Genomic DNA, 20,604 nt, shown 5'->3' on the forward strand with positions numbered 1-20,604 from the left:
AAATTTAGGAATGAGATTTTTTAACCAACTGCTTCAACTAAACGAATTTCAGGAACAGCATTTCTTATCGCTTCTTCAATTCCTGCCTTCATGGTGATGTGGCTGATGGAGCAACCCTTGCAGGCGCCCAGCAATCTTACTCTTACAATATTATCGTCCGTAACTTCCACTAATGAAATATCTCCTCCATCTGCTTTAAGAAAAGGACGAACCTGTTCAAGAGCGTTTTCTATTTTAGAAATTGTTGCTGAATCTTTCATGGTTACGAATAACGAATCTTTACGAATGTACTAATCTTTGCATTTCCTCCATCTAAACCTTAACCTCAACCTCTTTTTTATTCGCATTCGCAATGGCAACCTGCTGTACGGTTTTATGCACCATTTCCATTAATGCAATTGACTGTGGCGTGTTCTCCTGAAGAATGGCAGGTCTTCCGGCATCGCCCGATTCGCGGATGCTTTGCACGAGAGGAATCTGCCCCAAAAGCGGAACACCGATTTCTTCCGCAAGATTTTTTGCTCCGTCTTTTCCGAAGATGTAATACTTATTGTTTGGCAATTCCGCGGGAGTGAAATACGCCATGTTCTCCACCATGCCCAGCACCGGAACATTTATCTTATCCATTCTGAACATGGAAACCGCTTTGCGCGCATCGGCAAGCGCAACATTTTGCGGAGTGCTTACGATGACCGCACCGGTGACCGGAACCTGCGCAACAAATGAAAGATGAATGTCGCCAGTGCCGGGAGGCAGATCAACAACCATATAATCCAGCTCTCCCCACTCCGCGTCAGAAAATAATTGAATGAGCGCGCGCGATGCCATGGGTCCGCGCCAGGGCACCGCTTGCCCGGCACCTGCAAAAAATCCGAGGGAAAGAAGTTTCACTCCGTAGCTTTCCACAGGCATCATTTTATTTGCTCCGTTCACCTCTGCCATCTTTGGTTTTTCATTCAGCATATCAAACATGATGGTTTGAGAGGGACCGTAAATATCCGCGTCCACCAATCCCACTTTCGCTCCCATCTTCACCAATCCCACCGCAAGATTTGCCGCTATGGTGGATTTTCCCACCCCGCCTTTACCGGAAGCAACCGCAATTACATTTTTCACCTGCGGAAGCAGCACGCGGTCATCCACCCTGCGGGAAGAAGTATCTGCATCCATCTTCACTTTTACGATGGCTTCTTTATCCACAAAATGAATTATCGCATTCACGCAGGCGCGCTGAATCATATCTTTCATGGGGCAGGCAGGCGTGGTGAGCATCACGGTGAACGAAACATTTTTGCCGTCCACCACCACATCGCGCACCATGCCGAGCGTTACGATGTCCTTTTTCAAATCCGGATCGTCCACATTGCGGAGGGCGTCTAAAACTTTTTCTTGTGTAATATTCATAATAATAAAGATACGAAAGTTGCCCCAACCCTAAAGGGAGCAAGTATATTTTTCTCCCTTTAGGGACGGGGTATCTTCTCACTCCGCCCTTTTCACCGCCCAGCCGCTTTTATCGGGAAGCCGTCCGTAATCGTATTTCACGTGCGGATATTTTTTCATAATGTGCCGGCAAATTCGTCCGGGTGTTTTGCCCAGATTCCACTCTTCCCGGCTGATGAGCAAGCCCTCGCCTTTTTTCAGTCCGATAATAGCCATGTAAAATGGCGATGCTTTTCCTTTGCCCAAGTGCGGAGTTTCAGAAAATTCTTCTGAAGTAAGTTTTTTCATTTTTCAAAAAATAGAGGTGAACCCCGTAGGATTTTCCAAATGGAAAATATCCATCGGGGTAAATAAGGAGAATCATAACTAACAAAAGGTAAATCATAACTCATAAAAGATAAATCATAACTAACATAAAGACAATTATAACCTATAAAAGGTAAATCATAACCACCAAAAGAACAATCATAACTTATAAAAGGTGAATCATACTATTGTTTCTGACAAAAAAAATCCACCTGAAGTGGATTCTTTTTGTTTTTGAAGTTTTTCTTTTACGGTATGGGTACTGGCACCGGTGGCGGGAGCGGACCATCGTTTCCCTGCCCTGCAAACAGAGGCGCCAAATCATCTACCACTGCATCTGAGCCGGGCACCTGGTTAACAGAGGCATCGTTGGCGGTGTTGTAAAGTGCGCGAGTCCATACGTATGCTTCGCTGCCTGCCACCTGCTGTGTGTCCTTAAAAATTTCCAGCACCTGCAACAGCTGCCCGATGAAGGGTTCCATCTGGTCAAAGAAAGTTAAATCGTTGGATGCCTCCGCCTGCGTGCCGGCAAAACCGCTGACCAGACCGGGGTTGGCAGGACCATGATTTTTGATTGCCCGCTGCACATACGGATAGCGTGTGTTGTTGATGTTTTGCAGCGAGGTGCGTTCCTCCTTTGTGAGGTTGAACTGCACAGGCATGTTTGCCGGATTTTTCAGCGCGGTGATGGCTGCCTGAATGGCAGTTACCTGCGCGGCTGTGAGTGTGATGTTGATTTTTGAAAATGGCATAGATTTAATTTGTGAATTTGAAAATGTGCTGATGTGCCAGTGAAATTCATGGGCACATTCGCATATCTGCACATTTGCTCATTCTGGTTATTGTTATTTATTGATACTTGTTTTTTTTCAACCATAGAACCTGAAAAGCTTCGGATGGGCAATGATAATTTTTTCAGTTTCATTATTTATTTCATTTTTTACAATCGAAACAAACCGATCTTCAGTAATCTTATATTTTTTTCGGATTTCATATCTTCTCATACCTGAATTAAAATCTTTAATTATTTTTTGTTCTTTTTTAGCGGAAAGTTCTTTCAAATTTTTTTTCTTCATAAAAGTGTTTCCTCTTTTTTATTTATGCTTGTTTTTTGTCAACCATTGAACCCGAAAAGTCTTGGATGCGCATGCATTATTTTTTCTACTTCTTTTAATGAATAATTCCGGACAATAACTACAAACTGACAATCATTGATTTTATATTTTTTCTTAATTTCTTTTTTTTCATTCCGGAATTATAATCATATATAATCTCCTGTTCTTGTTTTGATGAAACTTGTTTCTTTAATTTTGTTTTTTTTATTTTCATAGCTGTTCCGATTTTCATTTTCTCCGCTGGAATTACTTCTTAAGGAATTTATTTACTGATAATTAGTAACTGTTTAAATTTCTAAAATAGAACGCTGAGGACGCTGGTTAAACTGATTTTCACGGATTTTATCTGCGTTTATCTGTAAAATCTGCGTCATCTGTATTCCATCTTTCTTCATAAAAACATTTCAAAATAAAATTTAAACAGTTACTTAAAATGAGCTGATAAAATCATATTATACATCTTTAATCTGAATAATGTCTAATGGGTAAAATCAATTGTTGAAACCTTCATTTTAATTTTTTATAAGTTTTAAATTTTGAATATTCTCGCCATCAATGATTCTAAGTATGTACATGCCGTTACTAAAATCATGAAGGTCTATTTTATTTCCGGTATCGACTTTTATTTTTATTGCTTTGAGAATTTTTCCTTCCACACTTAGAATTCGTACCTGATAATTTTCTGATTTAGCGCAACTGAGAATAAAGTTTCCGGATGTTTCATCATTGTAAACAAAACAAGGATTACCTGCCAGGTTATTTTTAACAGCAATGATTGGTGAATAATTATAATCACCATTATAGTCAACTTGTTTAAGGCGGTAGTAATTTATTCCGGAATAAGGATATTCATCAATGAAAGAATAATTCAGAAGTTGATTAGTGTTTCCGTGTCCGGCAACTCTTCCGATTTTTTCAAACGCTTTTCCATCAACACTGTTTTCCACATCAAAATAATCATTGTTGATTTCTGAGGCTGTGCTCCATTGTAATAACACTTCTTCTCCGCGTTGTTCTCCTGTAAAAGAAAGGAGTTCAACGGGAGAAGGAATAAGAGCGCACAAATTTCCAAGTATTGAAACAGTAGTGCCGCTTTTGGTTACAGCAATGTCAGGTTTTCCGTCTCCGTCAAAATCATCTATGCCAATAAAGTAAGCATATCCTGATGCTACATCCACTCTTGCTGCAAATGAAATGGTTCCGGGCACACTGGTGTTTCTGAATATGCTTGTGCTGTTGAGAGAAGAATTACCAACAGCAATGTCTGGTTTGCCGTCTCCATCCAAATCTCCAAAATCAAGACCATAATGTGTGAATGCTCCCCCAAGTGTAGCAAAATCCTGGCGCACAGCTAAGGTAATGGCTCCCGGTGTGCTGGTGTTCCGATAAACTGCAAGGGTGGAGGCATCCCTGGTCACTGTTGCAATGTCAGCTTTGCCATCACCATCCAAGTCCCCTATATGTATGAAATAAGGAACCGTGCCCGGTGAAAAATCCTGTCTTGCAGCAAATGAAATAGTGCCGGGCGTGCTGGTGTTTCTGAAAATTGAAAGCGTATTGCTGGTAAAAGCGGTTATCACCACATCTGGTTTACTGTCTCCGTCTAGATCACCAACATCAATTTTATGAGGTTGAGTTGTTGTTGCAAAACTGACACCAGCAGCAAAAGAAATTATTCCAGGACCAGTGCTTGTATTCCTTAATACCCATACACAGTTGCCGGACCAATGTACTGAAACGAGATCCGGTTTACCGTCTTTATCAATATCAATTATTTTGTTACCATTTCCTTGTCCGGATGAGGCAGAAAAATCCTGCCTTGCGGCAAAAGAAATACTTCCGGGAGTACTGGTGTTTCTGTAAACTGAAACAAAAGCACCACCACCATTTCCACCGAGAGCAACATCGGGTTTACCGTCACCGTCAAAATCGCCTATTGAAACTTCATTTGGCTGTCCGGCTGCAGCCCATGGAAAAGTAACTTTCGGTGCGAACGAAATACTTCCGGGCGTGCTGGTGTTTCTTGTTACAGTAAATGTGTTGTTAAAATAATCTGCAATCACAAGATCAGCTTTACCGTCTCCATCCATATCGCAGGTTTCGACATTATGCGAGCCACCCTGAACACTGATTGCGGCAGCAAAGCTTGGCGTACTGCTGCAACTGGTAGCCATATTAAATGGTTGTGCGGAATAGGCGGTTAAATATGTGTTGAGGTTTGTAACAGTAATATATTGGAAATTGGCGCCTGAAGGTACGGTAACTGTAAGTGAGATTGCTGTTGCGGCAGATACAGTTGCCATGGTAGCGCCAAAGAATACTATGTTACTGGCGGGAGTAGTGTTAAAACCGGTTCCGGTTATGGTAACGGTTGTGCCCACAGGACCTGAAGTTGGCGAAAAGGAAGTGATGGTCTGGGCATTAGAAAAGTTTGGCAACAGGCAAATTACCACAAGCAGGTTAGAGTAAATTGTTTTTTTCATATTAGACAAACCTTTTTCAAAATCCATTGATAATTTTCCTGTCATGGGACCACATAAAATTTTCTATACTCATTTGGTAAATGTCCTCATACCTCCTTGTATGAACAACTCAAAAAAAGTTTATCTTTAGGAATTGATATGGCAACATAATATAGTCATAAAATTTATTCAAAATTTTAAAATCAATTTTTCATAGGTAGAATTACGTTTGCTTGTATATTTTGATTCATTCACCTTATAAAATCCTTAGTAATCAATGAAACCAACTAAAGATCTTTTTGACCTTATAAAATCACTTACTAAAACTGAGAAAGCGTATTTCAAAAAGTATTCCTGCCTGCATGTTCGCGGAGAACAGAATAAATATATACTGCTCTTTGATGCAATTGAAAAACAAAAGATATATGATGAAGTAGAATTGCTGCGTAAATTCAGCGGCTATGATTTTGTGCGCCAATTTTCTGTAGCTAAAAATTATCTCTACCACCAGATCCTTAATGCGCTGCGTTCATATCACCACAGCATTCATTCGGAGGTAAATGAATTAGTATATGATGCGGAAATACTTTTTGAAAAGGAGTTGTTTAACCAATCATTTAAAGCGCTCAATAAAGCCAAACAAATTGCAAAAGAAAATCATTTACATGGAGAATTAATTAGAATTTATCAAAACTGGGAGTGGAATTTTGCACGGAACAAACATGATATGAATTGGATGAAAAATGTTATGCAAGAAGAAGGAGAACAATTGAATCTGTTGCAAAATCAAAAAACCTATCGTGAACTGTTCTTTAAATTTTCTGACTATGTTACTTCTTTGGGTGCCATAAGAGACCGCAAACAGTTGAAACCACTTGAAAAAATCATTCACAATAAAGCGTTCAGTAATATCTCATTCGCTAAAACCATTAATGCTAAAATAGGTTTTCTTGAATGTCATCAACTATATCATCTTATTAAAGGAGAAAATAAGGAAAGTCTCAGGTTTACAAGTGAACTAATAAAATTTCAGGAGTTATTTCCTGCAAAAATAAAACACAACCCAATTTCCTATATTACTTCCCTGCACAATGCATTGACGGTATGTATAATCGCCAGCCAATACAAAGAGATGCCAATATTTTTGTCAAAACTTGAAAGACTCTCTAGCGAAATAAAACTGCTTCCGCACAAAGCATCATGGTTTTATGTATATCATGATGGTTTGCTGCACTATTATAATCTTACAGGAAGATTCGTTTCTGCCATTGAAAAGATTCCATCAATCCTCCATGAACTGGAATCCAGCTATTTCATGTTGAAGGATTGGGACAAAACATCTCTTTTTTCGGATATAGCTTTTTCTTATTTTGGCGTAGAAGATTTCAAGAAATGTATTCATTGGCTTAATCGTATTCGCGATAAATTTCCAGCCAGCACACCACCCGATTATGAAAGTTTTTTCCGACTTTTTTATCTCCTTGTTCATTATGAAGCGGGAAACTTCAACCTGCTTCCCTACTTGATTCAGTCTGCATACCGATTTCTTCTGAAAAAACAACAACTCTATAAATTTGAAACCATTATGATTCATTTTTTCCGCAACGAATTACCAAAAACGAATACGAAAAAAGAAATTATTATTGCATTTCATAAACTGAATGTAAAAATTATTCCTCTTGCAAAAGATGCTTTTGAGAAAAATGCATTTATCTACTTTAATTACATCAGTTGGCTCGAAAGCAAAATTACGAACCGCCCGTTTGCGGAGGTGGTGAGGGAGAAAGCGAATAAATAAATTTTACTTGTTTTTGCATTCGCATCCAACCAAATGGTCGTCCACCATTCCCACCGCCTGCATAAAGGCATAGCAAATGGTTGAACCGCGGAATTTAAAACCCCGCTTGCCCATGTCTTCGCTCATTTTATCGCTGATAGAAGTTTTTGCGGGAAGGTCTTTCAGGGTTTTCGGTTTGTTAATGATGGATGTATGATTCACAAAACCCCACACGTAATTATCAAATGAGCCAAACTCTTTTTGCAGCAGCAAAAAACATTTTGCATTATTGATGGCGGCTGCAACCTTCAACCGGTTGCGGATGATGCCGGCATCTTTCAGCAGGGAAGCCACTTTCTTCTTGTCGAACTTTGAAACTTTTTTCGCGTCAAACCTGGCAAACGCCATGCGGAAGTTCTCGCGCTTGTGCAAAACCGTCCTCCAGCTCAGTCCGGCCTGGAACGATTCAAGAATGAGAAACTCAAAAAGTTTATTATCATCGTGCAATGGCTTCCCCCATTCTTCATCATGATATTTTATCATGAGCGGATCGTTGGATGGCCAAGGGCAGCGGTTTGCTGTTTTCATAAAACAAAATTAGTTTTTAGATTCTTCGGAGGAATGTTTTTTATAGTATTCTTCCAGATCCTTTTGTGCGAGGGATATAAAATGTTTTCGCTGAAGTTCAGTAAGTTCTTTATTCGCCAAACTGGATTGATAAAGCAGTTTATATTGTTTCATGGCAAGTTCTTTTTTATTGTCCTGCAAGAGGAGTCGAAATAAATAATACCGGTAAAGAAGATTCTGGGGATAACGGCTGCTGAGTTTTTCCGCATACGCTTCGGAAAGTGTGTAATTGACATCTCCCTCGCCATAAATAATCATCAGGAAATACTGTCCTTCAGTTTGAATAATATTATCTGATGATTCGCTGCATTTAGCAAGCAACTTAATGCCCAGCGTTTTATCGGCAGAGGGAAGCATCAATAAGAAAGGAATAAGAGGCGGGTATTTTTTCCTGGCGGCAATCATATTGTAACTGTACAAGCCGGTGGTGAGATTGAATGGCTCATAAAACTGTTCCTTGCCAAAGGACGCAAACAGATATTTGCCGCATTTATTAATGAATGAAAAGGCTTTAAAATAATTATCTCCCAAAAGCTCCAGCCGAGCCATGTAAGAATATACATTAATGTAATTAAACAAATCTTCATAGCTCAGTTCGTTTTTCTTTTTTTTATCCAGCATGGATTCAACGGTGGTGAGCGCTGACATGAATTGCTTCCGGTTAGCTGCGTTATCTTCGCCTGACCGGATTTTCCACCAGCAGGAATTTGCAATCAGCAAATAGATTTTTCTTTCTTCAGGGTATTTCTTTTTCAACTCATCAGCCAAAGAATCTGCTTTACTAAATTTAAAATTGTAGATATTTTCAAAACCAAGGGCAATGGATTTTCCTAATTCAGAAGTGTCGGCAGGTGAAACGGGAGCGCCAAAACTTCTCTCAAAGGAGAAAAGAAAAAGAAAACATATGATAATGTATTTGCTCATCGGAGAGATGCAAAAGTATATTATTTCTCCTGCGTGATTCTCCCATCGGGATAGATAAATAATTACCTTTATGTTTCAAAAAATGGCAGTAAAAAAACATATGAAGAAAGTCGTTGTATCGGTGGCTTCCCTGTGCATGCTGCTCATGTTCGCTTCATTCCTTATGTACGCTCCCATTCAGCGCATCAGCATGAACCTTGTTTCAAAAGCGCTTCAAAACGGAAAATCAATCACTACGCAGGCAGAAGTTTATTACCGCGTTTCGGGCGGACTGCTTGTAACGCACATCACTGCGCCAGTGGAATATTTAGTGATAACAAATGATAAAGGAGAATTTAAAATGTACGACATAAAAGAAAACACTGTGTCGCAAATGCAGGCGGCTGATTTCAGCAGCGAGAACAGTTTTGTTCACGATTTTCTGAACGGCAACACAAACGACATGGGCTTGCGGAGCATCGGCTTCCAGCTTAAGAGCACAAAAATGGAAGAGAATATGGTTATCACCGATTGGATTCCGCCCGTAAATCTTTTATCTAAGATGAGCCATGTAGAACTTGTGCATGAAGGATATTCTCCCATCTACATGGCTTTCTACGGAAAAAAAGAAAAACTTCTTTCAAAAATATTTTATTACAACTATCAGAAGGCGGGAGACCTCAGCATTCCCAACACCATCACAGAATTTCAATACCTGCCAAACGGAGATTCAACCATCACCAAAAGAATTTATTCCGACATAAAACTGAATGAACAAGTGGATGAAAAATGGCTTAACTACAAAATACCAGATAATGCGAAGATTGTTAAGTAAACAGTTTGTCGTTTGTAGTTTCTGGTTTGTGGTGAGCAGCCCTCTACTTGCCCAGCCGAAACTGAGCGACAAAGATTTACTGCTGAAACAAAATTTTTACGAACAGAAATTTGAAACTAAACGAAAAGTTTCTTTTCTGCTTGCAAGAAAAAAAAAACCTATCATACGTTACAACCCTGTCAGTCTGACTTTTGGGGGATTGCTTTTTGTCTATCAAAAATTTCTTTCAGCCCAGATCTCTAACAATTGTCCCTATAACCCCAGTTGCTCCGGATTCAGTAAAAACTCTATTCTCAGGTACGGATTCGTCAAAGGAATCGCACTTTCTGCCGACCGCCTTACCCGCTGCAATAATCTTGCTGCACATGATATTTCTTTTCTTGATTTTAAAGATGGAAAAATTGAAGACAATCCTGAAAAATACAGATTGAAGAAATGAAATTATGTATTAAGTATTTAGGATTTAGGATTTGTGTATTTGTCTTTTGTTTTTTGCCCTCTCTCTTCTGCCCTGCTCAACAGTATTCTGTTTCGGAAGATCTTCGCTTTGCTCAATATCTTATTGATAACAACCAATACCATGATGCAATTTATATTCTGAAAAAGCAAGCTGTTCAAAACATAATTCCTGCAAATGCAGACAGCATCAATTACTATATCGGATGGAGCTACTATAACCTTAAAATTCTTGATTCGTCAGCATTTTATTTCAGCAAAGTGAATTCAAAACCATTTTATCAGAAGTCGGCTTTCTATAATGCATTTGACCAATCCTATTTGAAAAAAACTGGTGATGCAAAAAATTCGTTAAGCAGCATCCGCATTGAAAATGATTCGTCTCTTACAAAACTCCGCAATCTCCAATATGCAGGAATTGCTTTGCTTGAACGTGATTATCAGCAATACGAAGATTGTTCAAAGAATTTTTCATACAATTATTTTCCGCTTTCATCCGAAGAAAAAAACTTTTCGGATTATTATTTCCGTTTAAAAAAAATTAAAAAAAAATCTCCATTGCTTGCAGGAGTGATGTCAGCGGTGCTTCCTGGATCCGGAAAATTTTATGCCGGATATAAAGGACAAGGGCTGGCAGCGCTGATGACCGTTGGAGTTCTTGGCATTTCAGCAGCAGAAAGCTATTACAGGATGGGATATAAAAGCCCACACTTTATCACGTTGGGAAGTTTGTTTACCATTTTTTATGTAGGAAATATCTGGGGAAGCGCGGTGAGCGTAAAACTTGCTCGAGAACACCAATTACATGAACTCGATGATGAAATATTATTTGACATGCATATTCCTCTTCGCAGGATTTTTAATTAATCAGCGTCCCGCCAAGTCGGGATGAAACAAAAAACGGATTTGTACGAACATACGAACTACGAATGAAAAAAATATACTTCAAAATATTTTCTACCTGTTGCTTTTTATTTTTTTCCTGTGCCCTCTCCTTGGGAGAGGGAGGGAGAGAGGCAGCCGATAGTTTATTCCTTGCCGGCAATTACTATCCTGCCGCGGTGGAATACGAACGCGCTGCATTCTTGTCCTTAAATAATTCCACCCGCACATTTGCTCTTCTGAAAAAATCAGAATGTTTTTTGCAGATGGGAAATTATGCTGATGCTGAAAAAATTACTGGGCGGATTATCTATACTGATTTAAGCGACACGCTGATTGCAAAAGCTCGCTATCAAAATGCTCTCTGCGCATACCTTTCAGGTAATTTCGCCAATGCTGAAAATCATCTGTTACAGATGAACTCCTTCATTAAAGACAGCTCTCTCACAAAAAATTCTTTGCCTTTGTATGCGCTTGTCCTGAATGAACTCCAGCGCTGGCCCGAAGCAAAAGAAAAAATTCTCCAATCAATTAATTTGTCGGAAATAAATTCTGCAGAAAAAGATTCTCTCAGAAAAAAAATAAATGAGCTGTATGTTTCGAAAAATTATCCGCATTTGAAAAATCTTTTGAAGGCGCAGAAGATGTCTGCCTTTCTTCCCGGACTGGGACAATTGTACGCAGGATATTTCTGGGAAGGTGCCGCAAGCGCTTTTCTGAACACCGCTTCGCTTGGATTGATGATTTATTTAGTCTATCCCCCGATGCAACTTTATTTTACCTCTGCAACCGTAGGAACCGCTGTGTTTTCCAAATTTTATCTGGGAGGCTCCAACCGTCTGGAATATTTAGTTGGAAAGAAAAATTATAAACTCTTAAGAGGGTACAACAACGATTTAAAAAATGCCATTGTAAAAATTGAAAATGAAAAATAAAAAAATACGTGAGATACAATCACCACATGATGAACTTGGAGTTGTTGACGTATTTTGAACCGCTGTCATCCAGCAGCAAATTAATACCGTCAATCAGCAGAACAAATCCGCATCCGCTTATCGTTATGCAATAAAGGCTGAATATTTTAAAATCATTACCACCGGTTCCAAGTATGAATCGGTGAATAGGAACCAGCCACCCAATGCCCATTACCCATGATGCCAGCGCAACAATTCCGGCAATCGTTTGCGTATCATCGCCCCGGCTAATGTTATCAGAGGGTAATTTTGAAAAATTAATTTCGTATAAATCTGCTTTAACAGAAGCGCTTACATCCTCTGATGTTGCAAACAATTTATCTATTGCAGCGTCATCAATTTTATAAGAAGCCGAATTCGCCAGCGAGAAATAATTTCCTGCAAACAGCAGGAAAATAAAAAACGTTATTTCTTTCTTCATGATATAGTATTGAATAGCAAAAAAAAATCCCTTCAACCATTTGGCAAAAGGGATTCTAATTTAGTGTAGTTTTATTACGCCCACACAAACCATTTGTCGCTTCCTTTGTACTTGCTCAGCGCGGAATTACCTTTAAACAACACCCAGCAAAAATCACCTAAGTTGGCAACTCCTCCTGCAACGGGGATACAGAAATATTTCCACCACAAACTTCCCAAATCGCTTCCCATGTATTTTCTGTGAATTGCAATGAATCCGCAGAAAAAACTTCTGAGAAGGAAGCCTCCCACTGTCTGTCCGCCACCAACAACCTGTGTTGAGGGCTGATTTAAATTCACTAATGTCATATCTCCATCAGCAAGTGCTGAAGAAACATCCTGCGATTGAGCGAAGAGTTGGTCAACCGCTGCATCGTTCACTTTGTACTTTTCACCGTTACCGGCAAAAGAAAACAACGTGATTCCGAAAAAACCTAATGCGAATAATAGTTTTTTCATATTAGTTGGTTTTAATTATTAATGTTTGTATTTGATTTTCTTATGACAAATGTAAATAAATATTGATATGTGCAACATGATATAAAAAGAATTATCCCGCCATCGCTTTCTTAATACCTACTAGCTCCACAGCAGTTTTTACAATTGCGTTCATATCGTATTCGCATTCGGCATAAAGTTCTTTCTGCTCACCGTGCTCAATAACTTTATCGGGAATGCCGAGGCGTTTCACCTGTGCGCTGTAATTATTTTCCGCCATGAACTCCAGCACCGCGCTTCCCATTCCGCCAATGATGCAACCGTCTTCCACCGTAATTATTTTTTCATGTTTGCTGAACACTTCGTGCAGGAGTTCTTCATCCAGTGGTTTTACAAATCTTAAATCATAATGTGCGGCATCAATGCCTTGTCTTTCTAATTCAGCGCAGGCGGTAACGGCAAAGTTACCTACTGTTCCTATAGTGAGAATTGCCACATCTTCACCGTCTTTTATTTTTCTTCCTGTGCCGACTTCGATTTTTGAAAAGGGGGTTTCCCATTCCGGCAGTACTCCGTTTCCCCTCGGATAACGAATAGAGAAAGGAAGTTTCACTTCATCCAATTGTGCGGTGTACATTAAGTTTCTTAATTCCACTTCATTCATCGGAGCGCTCACAATCATGTTCGGAATCAAGCGGAAGTACGCAAGGTCATACGCTCCGTGATGCGTGGGACCGTCAGCGCCCGCAACTCCTCCCCTATCCAGACAAAAAATAACTTTCAGTTTTTGAATCGCCACATCGTGAATCACCTGGTCGTATGCACGCTGCATGAAAGAGGAATAAATATTACAGAATGGAACCAGTCCCTGAGAAGCAAGACCTGCAGAAAAAGTCACTGCATGCTGTTCGGCAATTCCCACATCAAAGGCGCGGTCGGGCATTGCCTTCATCATAATGTTGAGCGAAGAACCTGAAGGCATTGCAGGCGTGATTCCTACAATCTTCGGATTTTTTTCCGCGAGTTCCACCATCGTATGCCCGAATACATCCTGGTATCTCGGGGGCTGAGGCGAAGTGGATGTTGATTTTATAATTTCTCCTGTTTCTTTATTAAACAATCCCGGTGCGTGCCACACGGTAGGATTTCCTTCTTCAGAAAATTTATATCCTTTTCCTTTTTGTGTGAGCGCGTGAAGAATTTTTGGACCGGGAATATCTTTTAAGTCACGTAGAATTTTTACAAGACGAATCACATCATGTCCGTCAATCGGGCCGAAGTAGCGGAACTTCAGCGCTTCAAATAAATTACTTTGCTTGAGAAGAAAAGATTTTGTGGAACTGTCAATTTTTGAAACGATATCCTGAACGCTGTGTCCGAAGTTGCTGAGTTTGCCAAGCAATTGCCATATCTCATCCTTGAATTTATTGTACGTGTGCGAAGTGGTGATGTCGGTGAGATATTCTTTCATCGCTCCCACATTCGGGTCAATGCTCATGCAATTATCATTGAGGATGACGAGCAGATCGGCATTTTCTGAGCCTGCATTGTTCAGTCCTTCAAACGCAAGCCCAGCGGTTATGGCTCCATCGCCAATTACAGCAATAACTTTTTTATTTTCCTTATTATGCCGGTTCGCCACAGCCATTCCCAGCCCAGCGGAAACAGAAGTGGAAGAATGTCCTACGCCAAACGTATCGTATTCACTTTCGCTTCTTTTCGGAAATCCGCTGATGCCTTTGTAAATCCGATTGGTATGAAAAAATTTTCTTCTTCCCGTGAGGATTTTATGTCCGTATGCCTGATGTCCAACATCCCAGATAAGTTGGTCATCGGGCGTATTGAAAACATAATGAACGGCAACCGTAAGTTCTACCACTCCGAGCGAAGCGCCAAAGTGCCCGCCTTTTTCTGAAACCACATCAATAATGAATTGACGAAGCTCTTTGCAAAGCTGCGGCAATTCTTCTTCTTTCAGCTTGCGAAGGTCTGAAGGATAATTTATTTTTTCTAAAAGCGGACCGGCTGGATAGGGCATTTTATTTTTTCAGAGATTCAAGTTCTTGTTTGTATCGGTCAGATTTTTCAAATTCATTCATTGCAAAATAAGAACCTTGCAGAGCGGTAAGAATTTTTTCATTTTTCGAATTTATTGAATATGCTTTTTCAAGAAAAGGCAGTGCGGTTTTTAACTCTGTAATTGCATCTTCCTGAATTTTATTCACTGTTTCATCTTTCCCAGTTTCAGCTTTATTGATAATATCAACTGCTTTATTATAAAATGCTATCCCTTGTTTGTAATTTGAATAGAACTCTTTATTGCTGCCATCTTCTTTAAGTGGAATGGATTCAAACTTAAATTTTCCAGCGTTGTCATCTTGCGCATATAATGCAAATGGAAGACAAACAAAAATTGAGAATAAAATCTTTTTCATCTTTTTTCTTATTAGTTAATGTACGCAAATTTAATCATTATTCGCTATTGAGAATGCCTGTTCCAACGGAGACAAGATTGGAATATTTTCAAAGTTTTTACCTTTAACGAAAATTAACAACATGAAAACTCTTCTCACTCTCTGCTTTCTGCTGGCATCTTTCCCTTTTTCCTTCAGCCAGAATTATCAATCGCTCGATACAGTAAAAACGTATGGCGATTACGAAAATATTTACCTGCGCAAACTCAATTCTGATTCGCTCGTAAGTAGTTTTATCATCTTCATCAAGAAAGAAGTGAAAGCTCATAAACACGTTACGCATTCGGAACACGTTTATATTTTGGATGGCGAAGGCGAAATGATGTTAGGAGATAAAATCATGAAAGTGAAAAAAGGCGATATGATTTTCATTCCGAAAGGAACGGTTCACTCGCTGAAAGTGACTTCCACAACTCCTATGAAAGTTCTGTCTGTTCAAGCACCCATGTTTGACGGCAAAGACAGAGTAGTGGTGGAATAACGTGCCCCAGACCTAAAGGAGAGAAGAAAATACGTTTTATCATCTTTTAAGGGAATAAGGGTTGAAAATATTTTTCTCTAAACCCTTTGATTTATTCAATAATAATTTCACCTTTGTCATCCTTAAAAAACCAAACTTTATGATTGCAACCGACACTATGCACATTGATGTAAGAAAAACAAAACAGTCCCGCTTATCAGAAGTAGACTGGAAAAAACTTGGTTTTGGAAATATCTTCTCTGACCATATGTTCATTTCTGAATTTGCCGGTGGTCAATGGAAAAATCCGAGAATACAACCTTACGGAAATTTTGCAATAAGCCCTGCCCTATCGGCATTGCATTACGGGCAATCCATCTTTGAAGGCATGAAAGCATACCGCTATGCAAATGGCGACATCTACATGTTCCGTCCGCTGGAAAATTACAAACGCTTTAATGTTTCTGCCGATCGAATGGCAATGGCTGCTGTTCCGGAAGAACTTTTCATGGAAGGATTAACACAGCTTATCCGCCTTGATTCAAACTGGGTTCCGAAAGAGGAAGGGCACTCTCTTTACATCCGTCCGCTTCTTTTCGCTACTGAAGAACATATCGGAGTGAAGATTTCTGACACGTACAGCTTCATCATCATGACCTCTCCTGTTGGTATGTATTATTCCCAGCCGATTAAAGTTCTGATTGAAACAAAATATACAAGAGCCGTTCCCGGAGGAGTAGGTTTCGCAAAAACAGCAGGTAACTACGGTCGCTCACATTTTCCTACCCGACTGGCTATGCAAAAAGGTTACAACCAATTAATCTGGACAGACGGTTACGAGCACAAATACCTAGAGGAATCAGGAACCATGAATTTAATGTGTGTGATAAATGATACACTGGTAACTCCTGAATTAACCGATACTATTCTTGCCGGCATTACCCGCAACAGTGTAATCCATATTGCAAAAGATTTAGGAATCAAAGTAGAAGAGCGTAAAATCACGGTTAATGAACTGGTGGAGGGTCATAAGAAAGGCAACCTTCAGGAACTTTTCGGAGTGGGAACAGCAGCTACCATTGCGCCCATTTGCTTATTCGGATATAACGGAAAGGATTTTGAACTGCCTCCGGTTCATGAAAAGAATTTTGGCAGCAGACTCAAAAAAGAATTAGACAACATACGCACCGGCAAATCTGCCGATAAGCATGGATGGATGTATAAGGTGTAAAGCCCATTCTACATCCCCAATAGAATGCAGGGAATTTTTCTCTGCATTTTTTATTTCTCCTTCTTCTTTGGAGCGGACAGGGGTGAGGTAATTTTTTTATCTTTGTGCGCATATATTCCTATAATATATGTCAGACGCAGGAGATAGATTCAACAAGGAAGGTTTAACGTACGATGATGTCCTGCTCGTGCCTGCATATTCCGAAATCCTTCCGAAAGAAACTGACACTTCCTCTTACTTCACGAAAGAAATAAAACTGAAAGTTCCTGTTGTTTCCGCAGCCATGGATACGGTTACGGAATCACAACTCGCCATCACTATCGCACAGGAAGGTGGTATTGGCGTCATTCACAAAAACATGACGATTGCCGAGCAGGCGGAACAAGTCCGCAAAGTGAAACGTTCCGAAAGCGGAATGATTACTGATCCTGTCACGCTTACCGAAAGCGCTACGGTTCAGGACGCTCTCCGTCTTATGAAAGAAAATAAGATTGGCGGCATTCCCATTGTGAAAAAAAATAAAGAGCTGGCCGGAATTGTAACTAACAGAGATTTGCGTTTTGAAAAAGAAATGTCCCGCCACATTGTTGAAGTAATGAGCAAGGATAACCTTATCACAGCAAAGATGGGCACGGATCTGAAGAAAGCTGAAATTATCCTGCGGGAAAATAAAATTGAGAAGCTTCCCATTCTGGATTCACATCATAAATTAGTCGGGCTAATTACTTTTAAGGATATCATGAAAGTAAAATCGCGCCCCAATTCAACGAAAGATGAATTCGGGCGGTTGCGCGTTGCTGCTGCTGTGGGAGCAAATACCGAAACGCTTGAACGCGTGGAAGCATTGGTAAAAGCAGGAGTGGATGCTGTGGTGGTTGACACTGCACACGGACATTCAAAAGGCGTGATTGACGCTGTGAAAAAAATAAAGTCCCAGTTTCCTGATTTGCAAGTGGTGGCAGGAAATATTGCTACTGCCGATGCTGCGCTTGCGCTGATGAAAGCCGGAGCAGATGCTGTTAAAGTAGGGATTGGTCCAGGTGCAATTTGTACCACACGCGTGATTGCAGGTGTTGGCGTTCCGCAACTTACCGCCATTTATGATGTGGCAAATGCTGTGAGAGGAAAAATCGCTGTGATTGCTGATGGAGGAATCCGATATTCAGGCGATGTGGTGAAAGCGATTGCGACCGGAGCTTCATGCGTTATGATGGGTTCTGTGTTCGCAGGCGTGGAAGAATCTCCTGGTGAAACTGTAATTCTTGAAGGAAGAAAATTCAAAACATATCGCGGCATGGGTTCGCTTGAAGCGATGCAGAAAGGAAGTAAAGACAGGTATTTTCAAGAGGGAGAAGACGATCTTGCTAAGCTTGTTCCGGAAGGAATATCAGGAAGAGTTCCCTATAAAGGATCTCTTGCTGAAGTAATGTATCAGATCATTGGAGGACTCAGAGCCGGCATGGGTTATTGCGGAGCAAAAACAGTTTCTGATTTGCAAAAAGCAAAATTCATCCGCATCACTTCTTCCGGCATCCGCGAAAGCCACCCTCACGATATCACTATTACAAGTGAGTCTCCGAATTACAGTCGGTGATGTCATTTCGACCAAAGGGAGAAATCTCATAATAGTATGTAATAAGGTTAAGGGGATTCCTCACATGCGTTCGGAATGACAATTCGTATATTCGTAATCCTATGGCAAAACAAAATTTAAAATCATGGATTCCTGTTGAAGAGAACAGCGACTTCCCTATACAAAATCTTCCTTTTGGAATTTTCTCTCCGCCAAAAGAAGTAATTGCAAAACATGATAAAGCAAAAGATATTTTACCCCGCATTGGCGTTGCGATAGGAGAGTATGTGCTGGACCTTCTTGAACTGAAAAAAACAGGTGTGTTCAACGCGCTGAAATTTGATACGAATGTTTTCGCGAAATCCTCTCTGAACGATTTTATTGCGCTCGGAAAGAAAACCACGAGTGCGGTTCGCGAAAGGATATCAAAACTGCTTGAAGAAAGAAATCCCGAACTGCGGGATGATGAAAAAACAAAAGCTAAAGTTCTTCACAAAATGAGTGAAGTGGAAATGTTGTTACCTGTCGAAATTGGCGACTACACTGATTTTTATTCAAGCATGGAGCATGCGAAAAATGTCGGAACGATGTTCCGCGATCCAGCGAATGCAATTTTACCAAACTGGAAACATCTGCCTGTTGGCTATCACGGAAGAGCATCATCTATCGTTGTCAGCGGAACAGATTTCCACCGACCGAAGGGACAAATAAAACCTGCGGATTCCGAAACTCCCATCTTCTCGCCCACTCGTTCACTTGATTTTGAACTTGAGATGGCTTTCATCATCGGAAAAGAAACAAAACTCGGAGAAAGTATTTCTACAAAAGATGCTGAAGATTATATTTTCGGAATGGTTCTGCTTAACGACTGGAGCGCGCGTGATATTCAGCAATGGGAATATGTTCCGCTTGGTCCCTTTCTCGGAAAAAATTTCTGCTCTTCCATTTCTCCCTGGGTGGTAACAATGGATGCATTGGAAAACTTTCGCGTTGCAGGGCCAAAACAAGAACCGAAAGTTCTTCCTTATTTAGAGTATGAAGGAAACAAACATTACGATATTAATCTTGAAGTTCTTCTCCAAACCCCGAACTCCGAACCCCAAACTATTTCCAAATCCAATTTCAAATACATGTACTGGAATATGGCTCAGCAACTCGCGCATCACACCGTAAACGGATGCAACATAAAAATTGGCGACCTGATGGCAAGCGGCACTATCAGCGGTGCAACTCCTGATTCGTACGGGAGCCTGCTTGAACTCACATGGAAAGGAACCAAGCCAATAAAACTTTCTGACGGCACGGAAAGAAAATTCATAAACGATAATGATACGGTTATCGTGCGCGGATTTTCCGAGAAAGATGGAGTGAGAATTGGATTTGGAGAAGTGAAAGGAAAAGTTTTACCAGCAAAATGAAAATCACTTTTCTCGGCACCGGCACCTCTCAAGGCGTTCCCATCATCGGGTGCAAATGCAGGGTTTGCGATTCGCTTAATCCGAAAGACAAACGCTTGCGTTCATCGGTAATGATTGAAGTTAATAAGAAAAGATTTGTGATTGATACAGGTCCTGATTTCCGCCAGCAGATGATTAGAGAAAGAGTGGACAGAATTGACGCAGTCATTTACACGCACGAACACCGCGACCATGTGGCGGGGTTGGATGATTTACGCGCATTCAATTATATCATGAAAAAGAAAATGGATTTGTATGCAAGCGAACTAACACAACAGGCAATCCACGAACAGTTTGGCTATGTATTCAATGAAAAAAAATATCCCGGCATTCCCGAAGTGAATTTTCACACCATAGAAAATAAATCCTTCACGATTGAAGGTGTTGAATTCATTCCCATTCTTGTAAAACACATGCATTTGGATGTGCTGGGTTTTCGAGTAGGAAATTTCACATACATTACCGATGCAAATTTTATATCTGAAAAAGAGAAGAAGAAAATTTACGGCTCAGAAATCCTCGTGCTGAACGCTCTGAGAAAAGAAAAACATATTTCTCATTTCAATCTTGAAGAAGCGATAAAACTTGCCCAAGAATTAAATTGCAAAAGAACTTTCTTGGTTCACATCAGCCATCAAATGGGGTTGCATGAAGAAGTGGAAGATGAGTTGCCGGAGAATATTCATTTGGCGTTTGATGGGCTGCATATTAATATGTAAGATGTAACATGGC

At 40.2% G+C, this 20,604-nt stretch carries 23 protein-coding genes; 10 read left to right on the plus strand and 13 right to left on the minus strand.

Features of this window, described 5'->3' with window-relative positions; all coding sequences use genetic code 11:
• Positions 1 to 20: 20 nt before the first annotated feature.
• The 7 genes from HY841_08980 to HY841_09010 all read right to left on the minus strand — a co-directional run bounded on the left by HY841_08980 (position 21) and on the right by HY841_09010 (position 5,347).
• Positions 21 to 260, minus strand: a complete 240-nt coding sequence (locus tag HY841_08980; GenBank protein ID MBI4930881.1) for a NifU family protein — start codon at positions 258 to 260, stop codon at positions 21 to 23.
• Positions 261 to 312: 52 nt separating this feature from the next.
• Entirely contained in the window at positions 313 to 1,404 is a 1,092-nt protein-coding gene (locus HY841_08985; protein MBI4930882.1) for an Mrp/NBP35 family ATP-binding protein, read from the minus strand.
• A 78-nt stretch (positions 1,405 to 1,482) separates the two neighbouring features.
• Positions 1,483 to 1,731, minus strand: a complete 249-nt coding sequence (locus tag HY841_08990) for a hypothetical protein (GenBank protein MBI4930883.1) — start codon at positions 1,729 to 1,731, stop codon at positions 1,483 to 1,485.
• A gap of 266 nt (positions 1,732 to 1,997) precedes the next feature.
• Positions 1,998 to 2,501, minus strand: coding sequence for a hypothetical protein (locus HY841_08995; protein ID MBI4930884.1), 504 nt, complete (start codon positions 2,499 to 2,501; stop codon positions 1,998 to 2,000).
• A 117-nt stretch (positions 2,502 to 2,618) separates the two neighbouring features.
• Positions 2,619 to 2,825 carry a hypothetical protein gene (locus tag HY841_09000; protein MBI4930885.1) on the minus strand — a complete coding sequence of 69 codons (207 nt, stop codon included), beginning with the start codon at positions 2,823 to 2,825 and terminating at the stop codon, positions 2,619 to 2,621.
• A 118-nt stretch (positions 2,826 to 2,943) separates the two neighbouring features.
• Positions 2,944 to 3,096, minus strand: a complete 153-nt coding sequence (locus tag HY841_09005) for a hypothetical protein (GenBank protein MBI4930886.1) — start codon at positions 3,094 to 3,096, stop codon at positions 2,944 to 2,946.
• Between the two features lie 280 nt (positions 3,097 to 3,376).
• Positions 3,377 to 5,347 carry a T9SS type A sorting domain-containing protein gene (locus HY841_09010; protein MBI4930887.1) on the minus strand — a complete coding sequence of 657 codons (1,971 nt, stop codon included), beginning with the start codon at positions 5,345 to 5,347 and terminating at the stop codon, positions 3,377 to 3,379.
• Between the two features lie 256 nt (positions 5,348 to 5,603).
• On the opposite strand from HY841_09010, the gene HY841_09015 reads away from it, so the two are divergent.
• Positions 5,604 to 7,124 carry a hypothetical protein gene (locus tag HY841_09015; GenBank protein ID MBI4930888.1) on the plus strand — a complete coding sequence of 507 codons (1,521 nt, stop codon included), beginning with the start codon at positions 5,604 to 5,606 and terminating at the stop codon, positions 7,122 to 7,124.
• Positions 7,125 to 7,127: 3 nt separating this feature from the next.
• Here the strand turns inward: HY841_09015 and HY841_09020 are convergent, their stop codons facing one another.
• The gene (locus HY841_09020; protein ID MBI4930889.1) at positions 7,128 to 7,691 is read right to left on the minus strand and encodes a DNA-3-methyladenine glycosylase I; all 564 of its coding nucleotides are present in this window, start codon (positions 7,689 to 7,691) and stop codon (positions 7,128 to 7,130) included.
• 9 nt (positions 7,692 to 7,700) lie between these two features.
• Entirely contained in the window at positions 7,701 to 8,654 is a 954-nt protein-coding gene (locus tag HY841_09025; GenBank protein ID MBI4930890.1) for a hypothetical protein, read from the minus strand.
• Positions 8,655 to 8,736: 82 nt separating this feature from the next.
• Between HY841_09025 and HY841_09030 the strand changes: the two genes are divergently transcribed.
• The 4 genes from HY841_09030 to HY841_09045 all read left to right on the plus strand — a co-directional run bounded on the left by HY841_09030 (position 8,737) and on the right by HY841_09045 (position 11,741).
• Positions 8,737 to 9,468: a hypothetical protein gene (locus tag HY841_09030; protein MBI4930891.1), complete on the plus strand. Its 732-nt coding sequence runs from the start codon at positions 8,737 to 8,739 to the stop codon at positions 9,466 to 9,468.
• Complete coding sequence (locus HY841_09035; GenBank protein ID MBI4930892.1) at positions 9,449 to 9,907, plus strand: membrane protein insertion efficiency factor YidD; 459 nt, start codon at positions 9,449 to 9,451, stop codon at positions 9,905 to 9,907. Before HY841_09030 ends, HY841_09035 begins: the two co-directional genes overlap by 20 nt.
• Positions 9,904 to 10,791: a TM2 domain-containing protein gene (locus HY841_09040; GenBank protein ID MBI4930893.1), complete on the plus strand. Its 888-nt coding sequence runs from the start codon at positions 9,904 to 9,906 to the stop codon at positions 10,789 to 10,791. The genes HY841_09035 and HY841_09040 overlap by 4 nt, the downstream gene beginning before the upstream one ends.
• Before the next feature lie 62 nt (positions 10,792 to 10,853).
• A complete protein-coding gene (locus HY841_09045) occupies positions 10,854 to 11,741 on the plus strand; it encodes a hypothetical protein (GenBank protein MBI4930894.1) in 888 nt (295 codons plus the stop codon).
• Between the two features lie 19 nt (positions 11,742 to 11,760).
• Here HY841_09045 and HY841_09050 read toward each other — a convergent pair whose 3' ends face one another.
• The 4 genes from HY841_09050 to HY841_09065 all read right to left on the minus strand — a co-directional run bounded on the left by HY841_09050 (position 11,761) and on the right by HY841_09065 (position 15,112).
• Entirely contained in the window at positions 11,761 to 12,201 is a 441-nt protein-coding gene (locus tag HY841_09050; GenBank protein MBI4930895.1) for a hypothetical protein, read from the minus strand.
• Positions 12,202 to 12,275: 74 nt separating this feature from the next.
• Positions 12,276 to 12,698, minus strand: a complete 423-nt coding sequence (locus HY841_09055; GenBank protein MBI4930896.1) for a hypothetical protein — start codon at positions 12,696 to 12,698, stop codon at positions 12,276 to 12,278.
• Between the two features lie 91 nt (positions 12,699 to 12,789).
• Entirely contained in the window at positions 12,790 to 14,715 is a 1,926-nt protein-coding gene (locus HY841_09060; GenBank protein MBI4930897.1) for a 1-deoxy-D-xylulose-5-phosphate synthase, read from the minus strand.
• A gap of 1 nt (position 14,716) precedes the next feature.
• The gene (locus HY841_09065) at positions 14,717 to 15,112 is read right to left on the minus strand and encodes a hypothetical protein (protein MBI4930898.1); all 396 of its coding nucleotides are present in this window, start codon (positions 15,110 to 15,112) and stop codon (positions 14,717 to 14,719) included.
• 121 nt (positions 15,113 to 15,233) lie between these two features.
• Between HY841_09065 and HY841_09070 the strand changes: the two genes are divergently transcribed.
• The 5 genes from HY841_09070 to HY841_09090 all read left to right on the plus strand — a co-directional run bounded on the left by HY841_09070 (position 15,234) and on the right by HY841_09090 (position 20,591).
• The gene (locus HY841_09070; GenBank protein ID MBI4930899.1) at positions 15,234 to 15,632 is read left to right on the plus strand and encodes a cupin domain-containing protein; all 399 of its coding nucleotides are present in this window, start codon (positions 15,234 to 15,236) and stop codon (positions 15,630 to 15,632) included.
• A 142-nt stretch (positions 15,633 to 15,774) separates the two neighbouring features.
• Positions 15,775 to 16,842: a branched-chain amino acid aminotransferase gene (locus tag HY841_09075; protein MBI4930900.1), complete on the plus strand. Its 1,068-nt coding sequence runs from the start codon at positions 15,775 to 15,777 to the stop codon at positions 16,840 to 16,842.
• A gap of 127 nt (positions 16,843 to 16,969) precedes the next feature.
• Positions 16,970 to 18,436 carry an IMP dehydrogenase gene (gene guaB, locus HY841_09080; protein MBI4930901.1) on the plus strand — a complete coding sequence of 489 codons (1,467 nt, stop codon included), beginning with the start codon at positions 16,970 to 16,972 and terminating at the stop codon, positions 18,434 to 18,436.
• 101 nt (positions 18,437 to 18,537) lie between these two features.
• Positions 18,538 to 19,833, plus strand: coding sequence for a fumarylacetoacetase (gene fahA, locus HY841_09085; GenBank protein ID MBI4930902.1), 1,296 nt, complete (start codon positions 18,538 to 18,540; stop codon positions 19,831 to 19,833).
• Positions 19,830 to 20,591 (plus strand): MBL fold metallo-hydrolase, encoded by a 762-nt coding sequence (locus HY841_09090; GenBank protein ID MBI4930903.1) that lies wholly within the window; start codon positions 19,830 to 19,832, stop codon positions 20,589 to 20,591. The genes fahA and HY841_09090 overlap by 4 nt, the downstream gene beginning before the upstream one ends.
• The last annotated feature ends 13 nt before the right edge of the window (positions 20,592 to 20,604 follow it).

This window comes from Bacteroidota bacterium (genome assembly GCA_016213405.1).
Taxonomy (GTDB): domain Bacteria; phylum Bacteroidota; class Bacteroidia; order Palsa-948; family Palsa-948; genus Palsa-948.

Excerpts from the sequence above, each read along its gene's own strand:
- HY841_09055 (MBI4930896.1), bottom strand. The coding sequence starts at position 12,698 with ATGAAAAAACTATTATTCGCATTAGGTTTTTTCGGAATCACGTTGTTT.
- HY841_08985 (MBI4930882.1), bottom strand. The coding sequence starts at position 1,404 with ATGAATATTACACAAGAAAAAGTTTTAGACGCCCTCCGCAATGTGGAC.
- HY841_09065 (MBI4930898.1), bottom strand. The coding sequence starts at position 15,112 with ATGAAAAAGATTTTATTCTCAATTTTTGTTTGTCTTCCATTTGCATTA.
- HY841_09045 (MBI4930894.1), top strand. The coding sequence starts at position 10,854 with ATGAAAAAAATATACTTCAAAATATTTTCTACCTGTTGCTTTTTATTT.
- guaB (MBI4930901.1), top strand. The coding sequence starts at position 16,970 with ATGTCAGACGCAGGAGATAGATTCAACAAGGAAGGTTTAACGTACGAT.
- HY841_09060 (MBI4930897.1), bottom strand. The coding sequence starts at position 14,715 with ATGCCCTATCCAGCCGGTCCGCTTTTAGAAAAAATAAATTATCCTTCA.
- HY841_09025 (MBI4930890.1), bottom strand. The coding sequence starts at position 8,654 with ATGAGCAAATACATTATCATATGTTTTCTTTTTCTTTTCTCCTTTGAG.
- HY841_09000 (MBI4930885.1), bottom strand. The coding sequence starts at position 2,825 with ATGAAGAAAAAAAATTTGAAAGAACTTTCCGCTAAAAAAGAACAAAAA.
- HY841_08980 (MBI4930881.1), bottom strand. The coding sequence starts at position 260 with ATGAAAGATTCAGCAACAATTTCTAAAATAGAAAACGCTCTTGAACAG.
- HY841_09040 (MBI4930893.1), top strand. The coding sequence starts at position 9,904 with ATGAAATTATGTATTAAGTATTTAGGATTTAGGATTTGTGTATTTGTC.
- HY841_08995 (MBI4930884.1), bottom strand. The coding sequence starts at position 2,501 with ATGCCATTTTCAAAAATCAACATCACACTCACAGCCGCGCAGGTAACT.
- HY841_09035 (MBI4930892.1), top strand. The coding sequence starts at position 9,449 with ATGCGAAGATTGTTAAGTAAACAGTTTGTCGTTTGTAGTTTCTGGTTT.
- HY841_08990 (MBI4930883.1), bottom strand. The coding sequence starts at position 1,731 with ATGAAAAAACTTACTTCAGAAGAATTTTCTGAAACTCCGCACTTGGGC.
- HY841_09005 (MBI4930886.1), bottom strand. The coding sequence starts at position 3,096 with ATGAAAATCGGAACAGCTATGAAAATAAAAAAAACAAAATTAAAGAAA.
- HY841_09015 (MBI4930888.1), top strand. The coding sequence starts at position 5,604 with ATGAAACCAACTAAAGATCTTTTTGACCTTATAAAATCACTTACTAAA.
- HY841_09070 (MBI4930899.1), top strand. The coding sequence starts at position 15,234 with ATGAAAACTCTTCTCACTCTCTGCTTTCTGCTGGCATCTTTCCCTTTT.
- HY841_09010 (MBI4930887.1), bottom strand. The coding sequence starts at position 5,347 with ATGAAAAAAACAATTTACTCTAACCTGCTTGTGGTAATTTGCCTGTTG.
- HY841_09050 (MBI4930895.1), bottom strand. The coding sequence starts at position 12,201 with ATGAAGAAAGAAATAACGTTTTTTATTTTCCTGCTGTTTGCAGGAAAT.
- HY841_09030 (MBI4930891.1), top strand. The coding sequence starts at position 8,737 with ATGGCAGTAAAAAAACATATGAAGAAAGTCGTTGTATCGGTGGCTTCC.
- fahA (MBI4930902.1), top strand. The coding sequence starts at position 18,538 with ATGGCAAAACAAAATTTAAAATCATGGATTCCTGTTGAAGAGAACAGC.
- HY841_09020 (MBI4930889.1), bottom strand. The coding sequence starts at position 7,691 with ATGAAAACAGCAAACCGCTGCCCTTGGCCATCCAACGATCCGCTCATG.
- HY841_09090 (MBI4930903.1), top strand. The coding sequence starts at position 19,830 with ATGAAAATCACTTTTCTCGGCACCGGCACCTCTCAAGGCGTTCCCATC.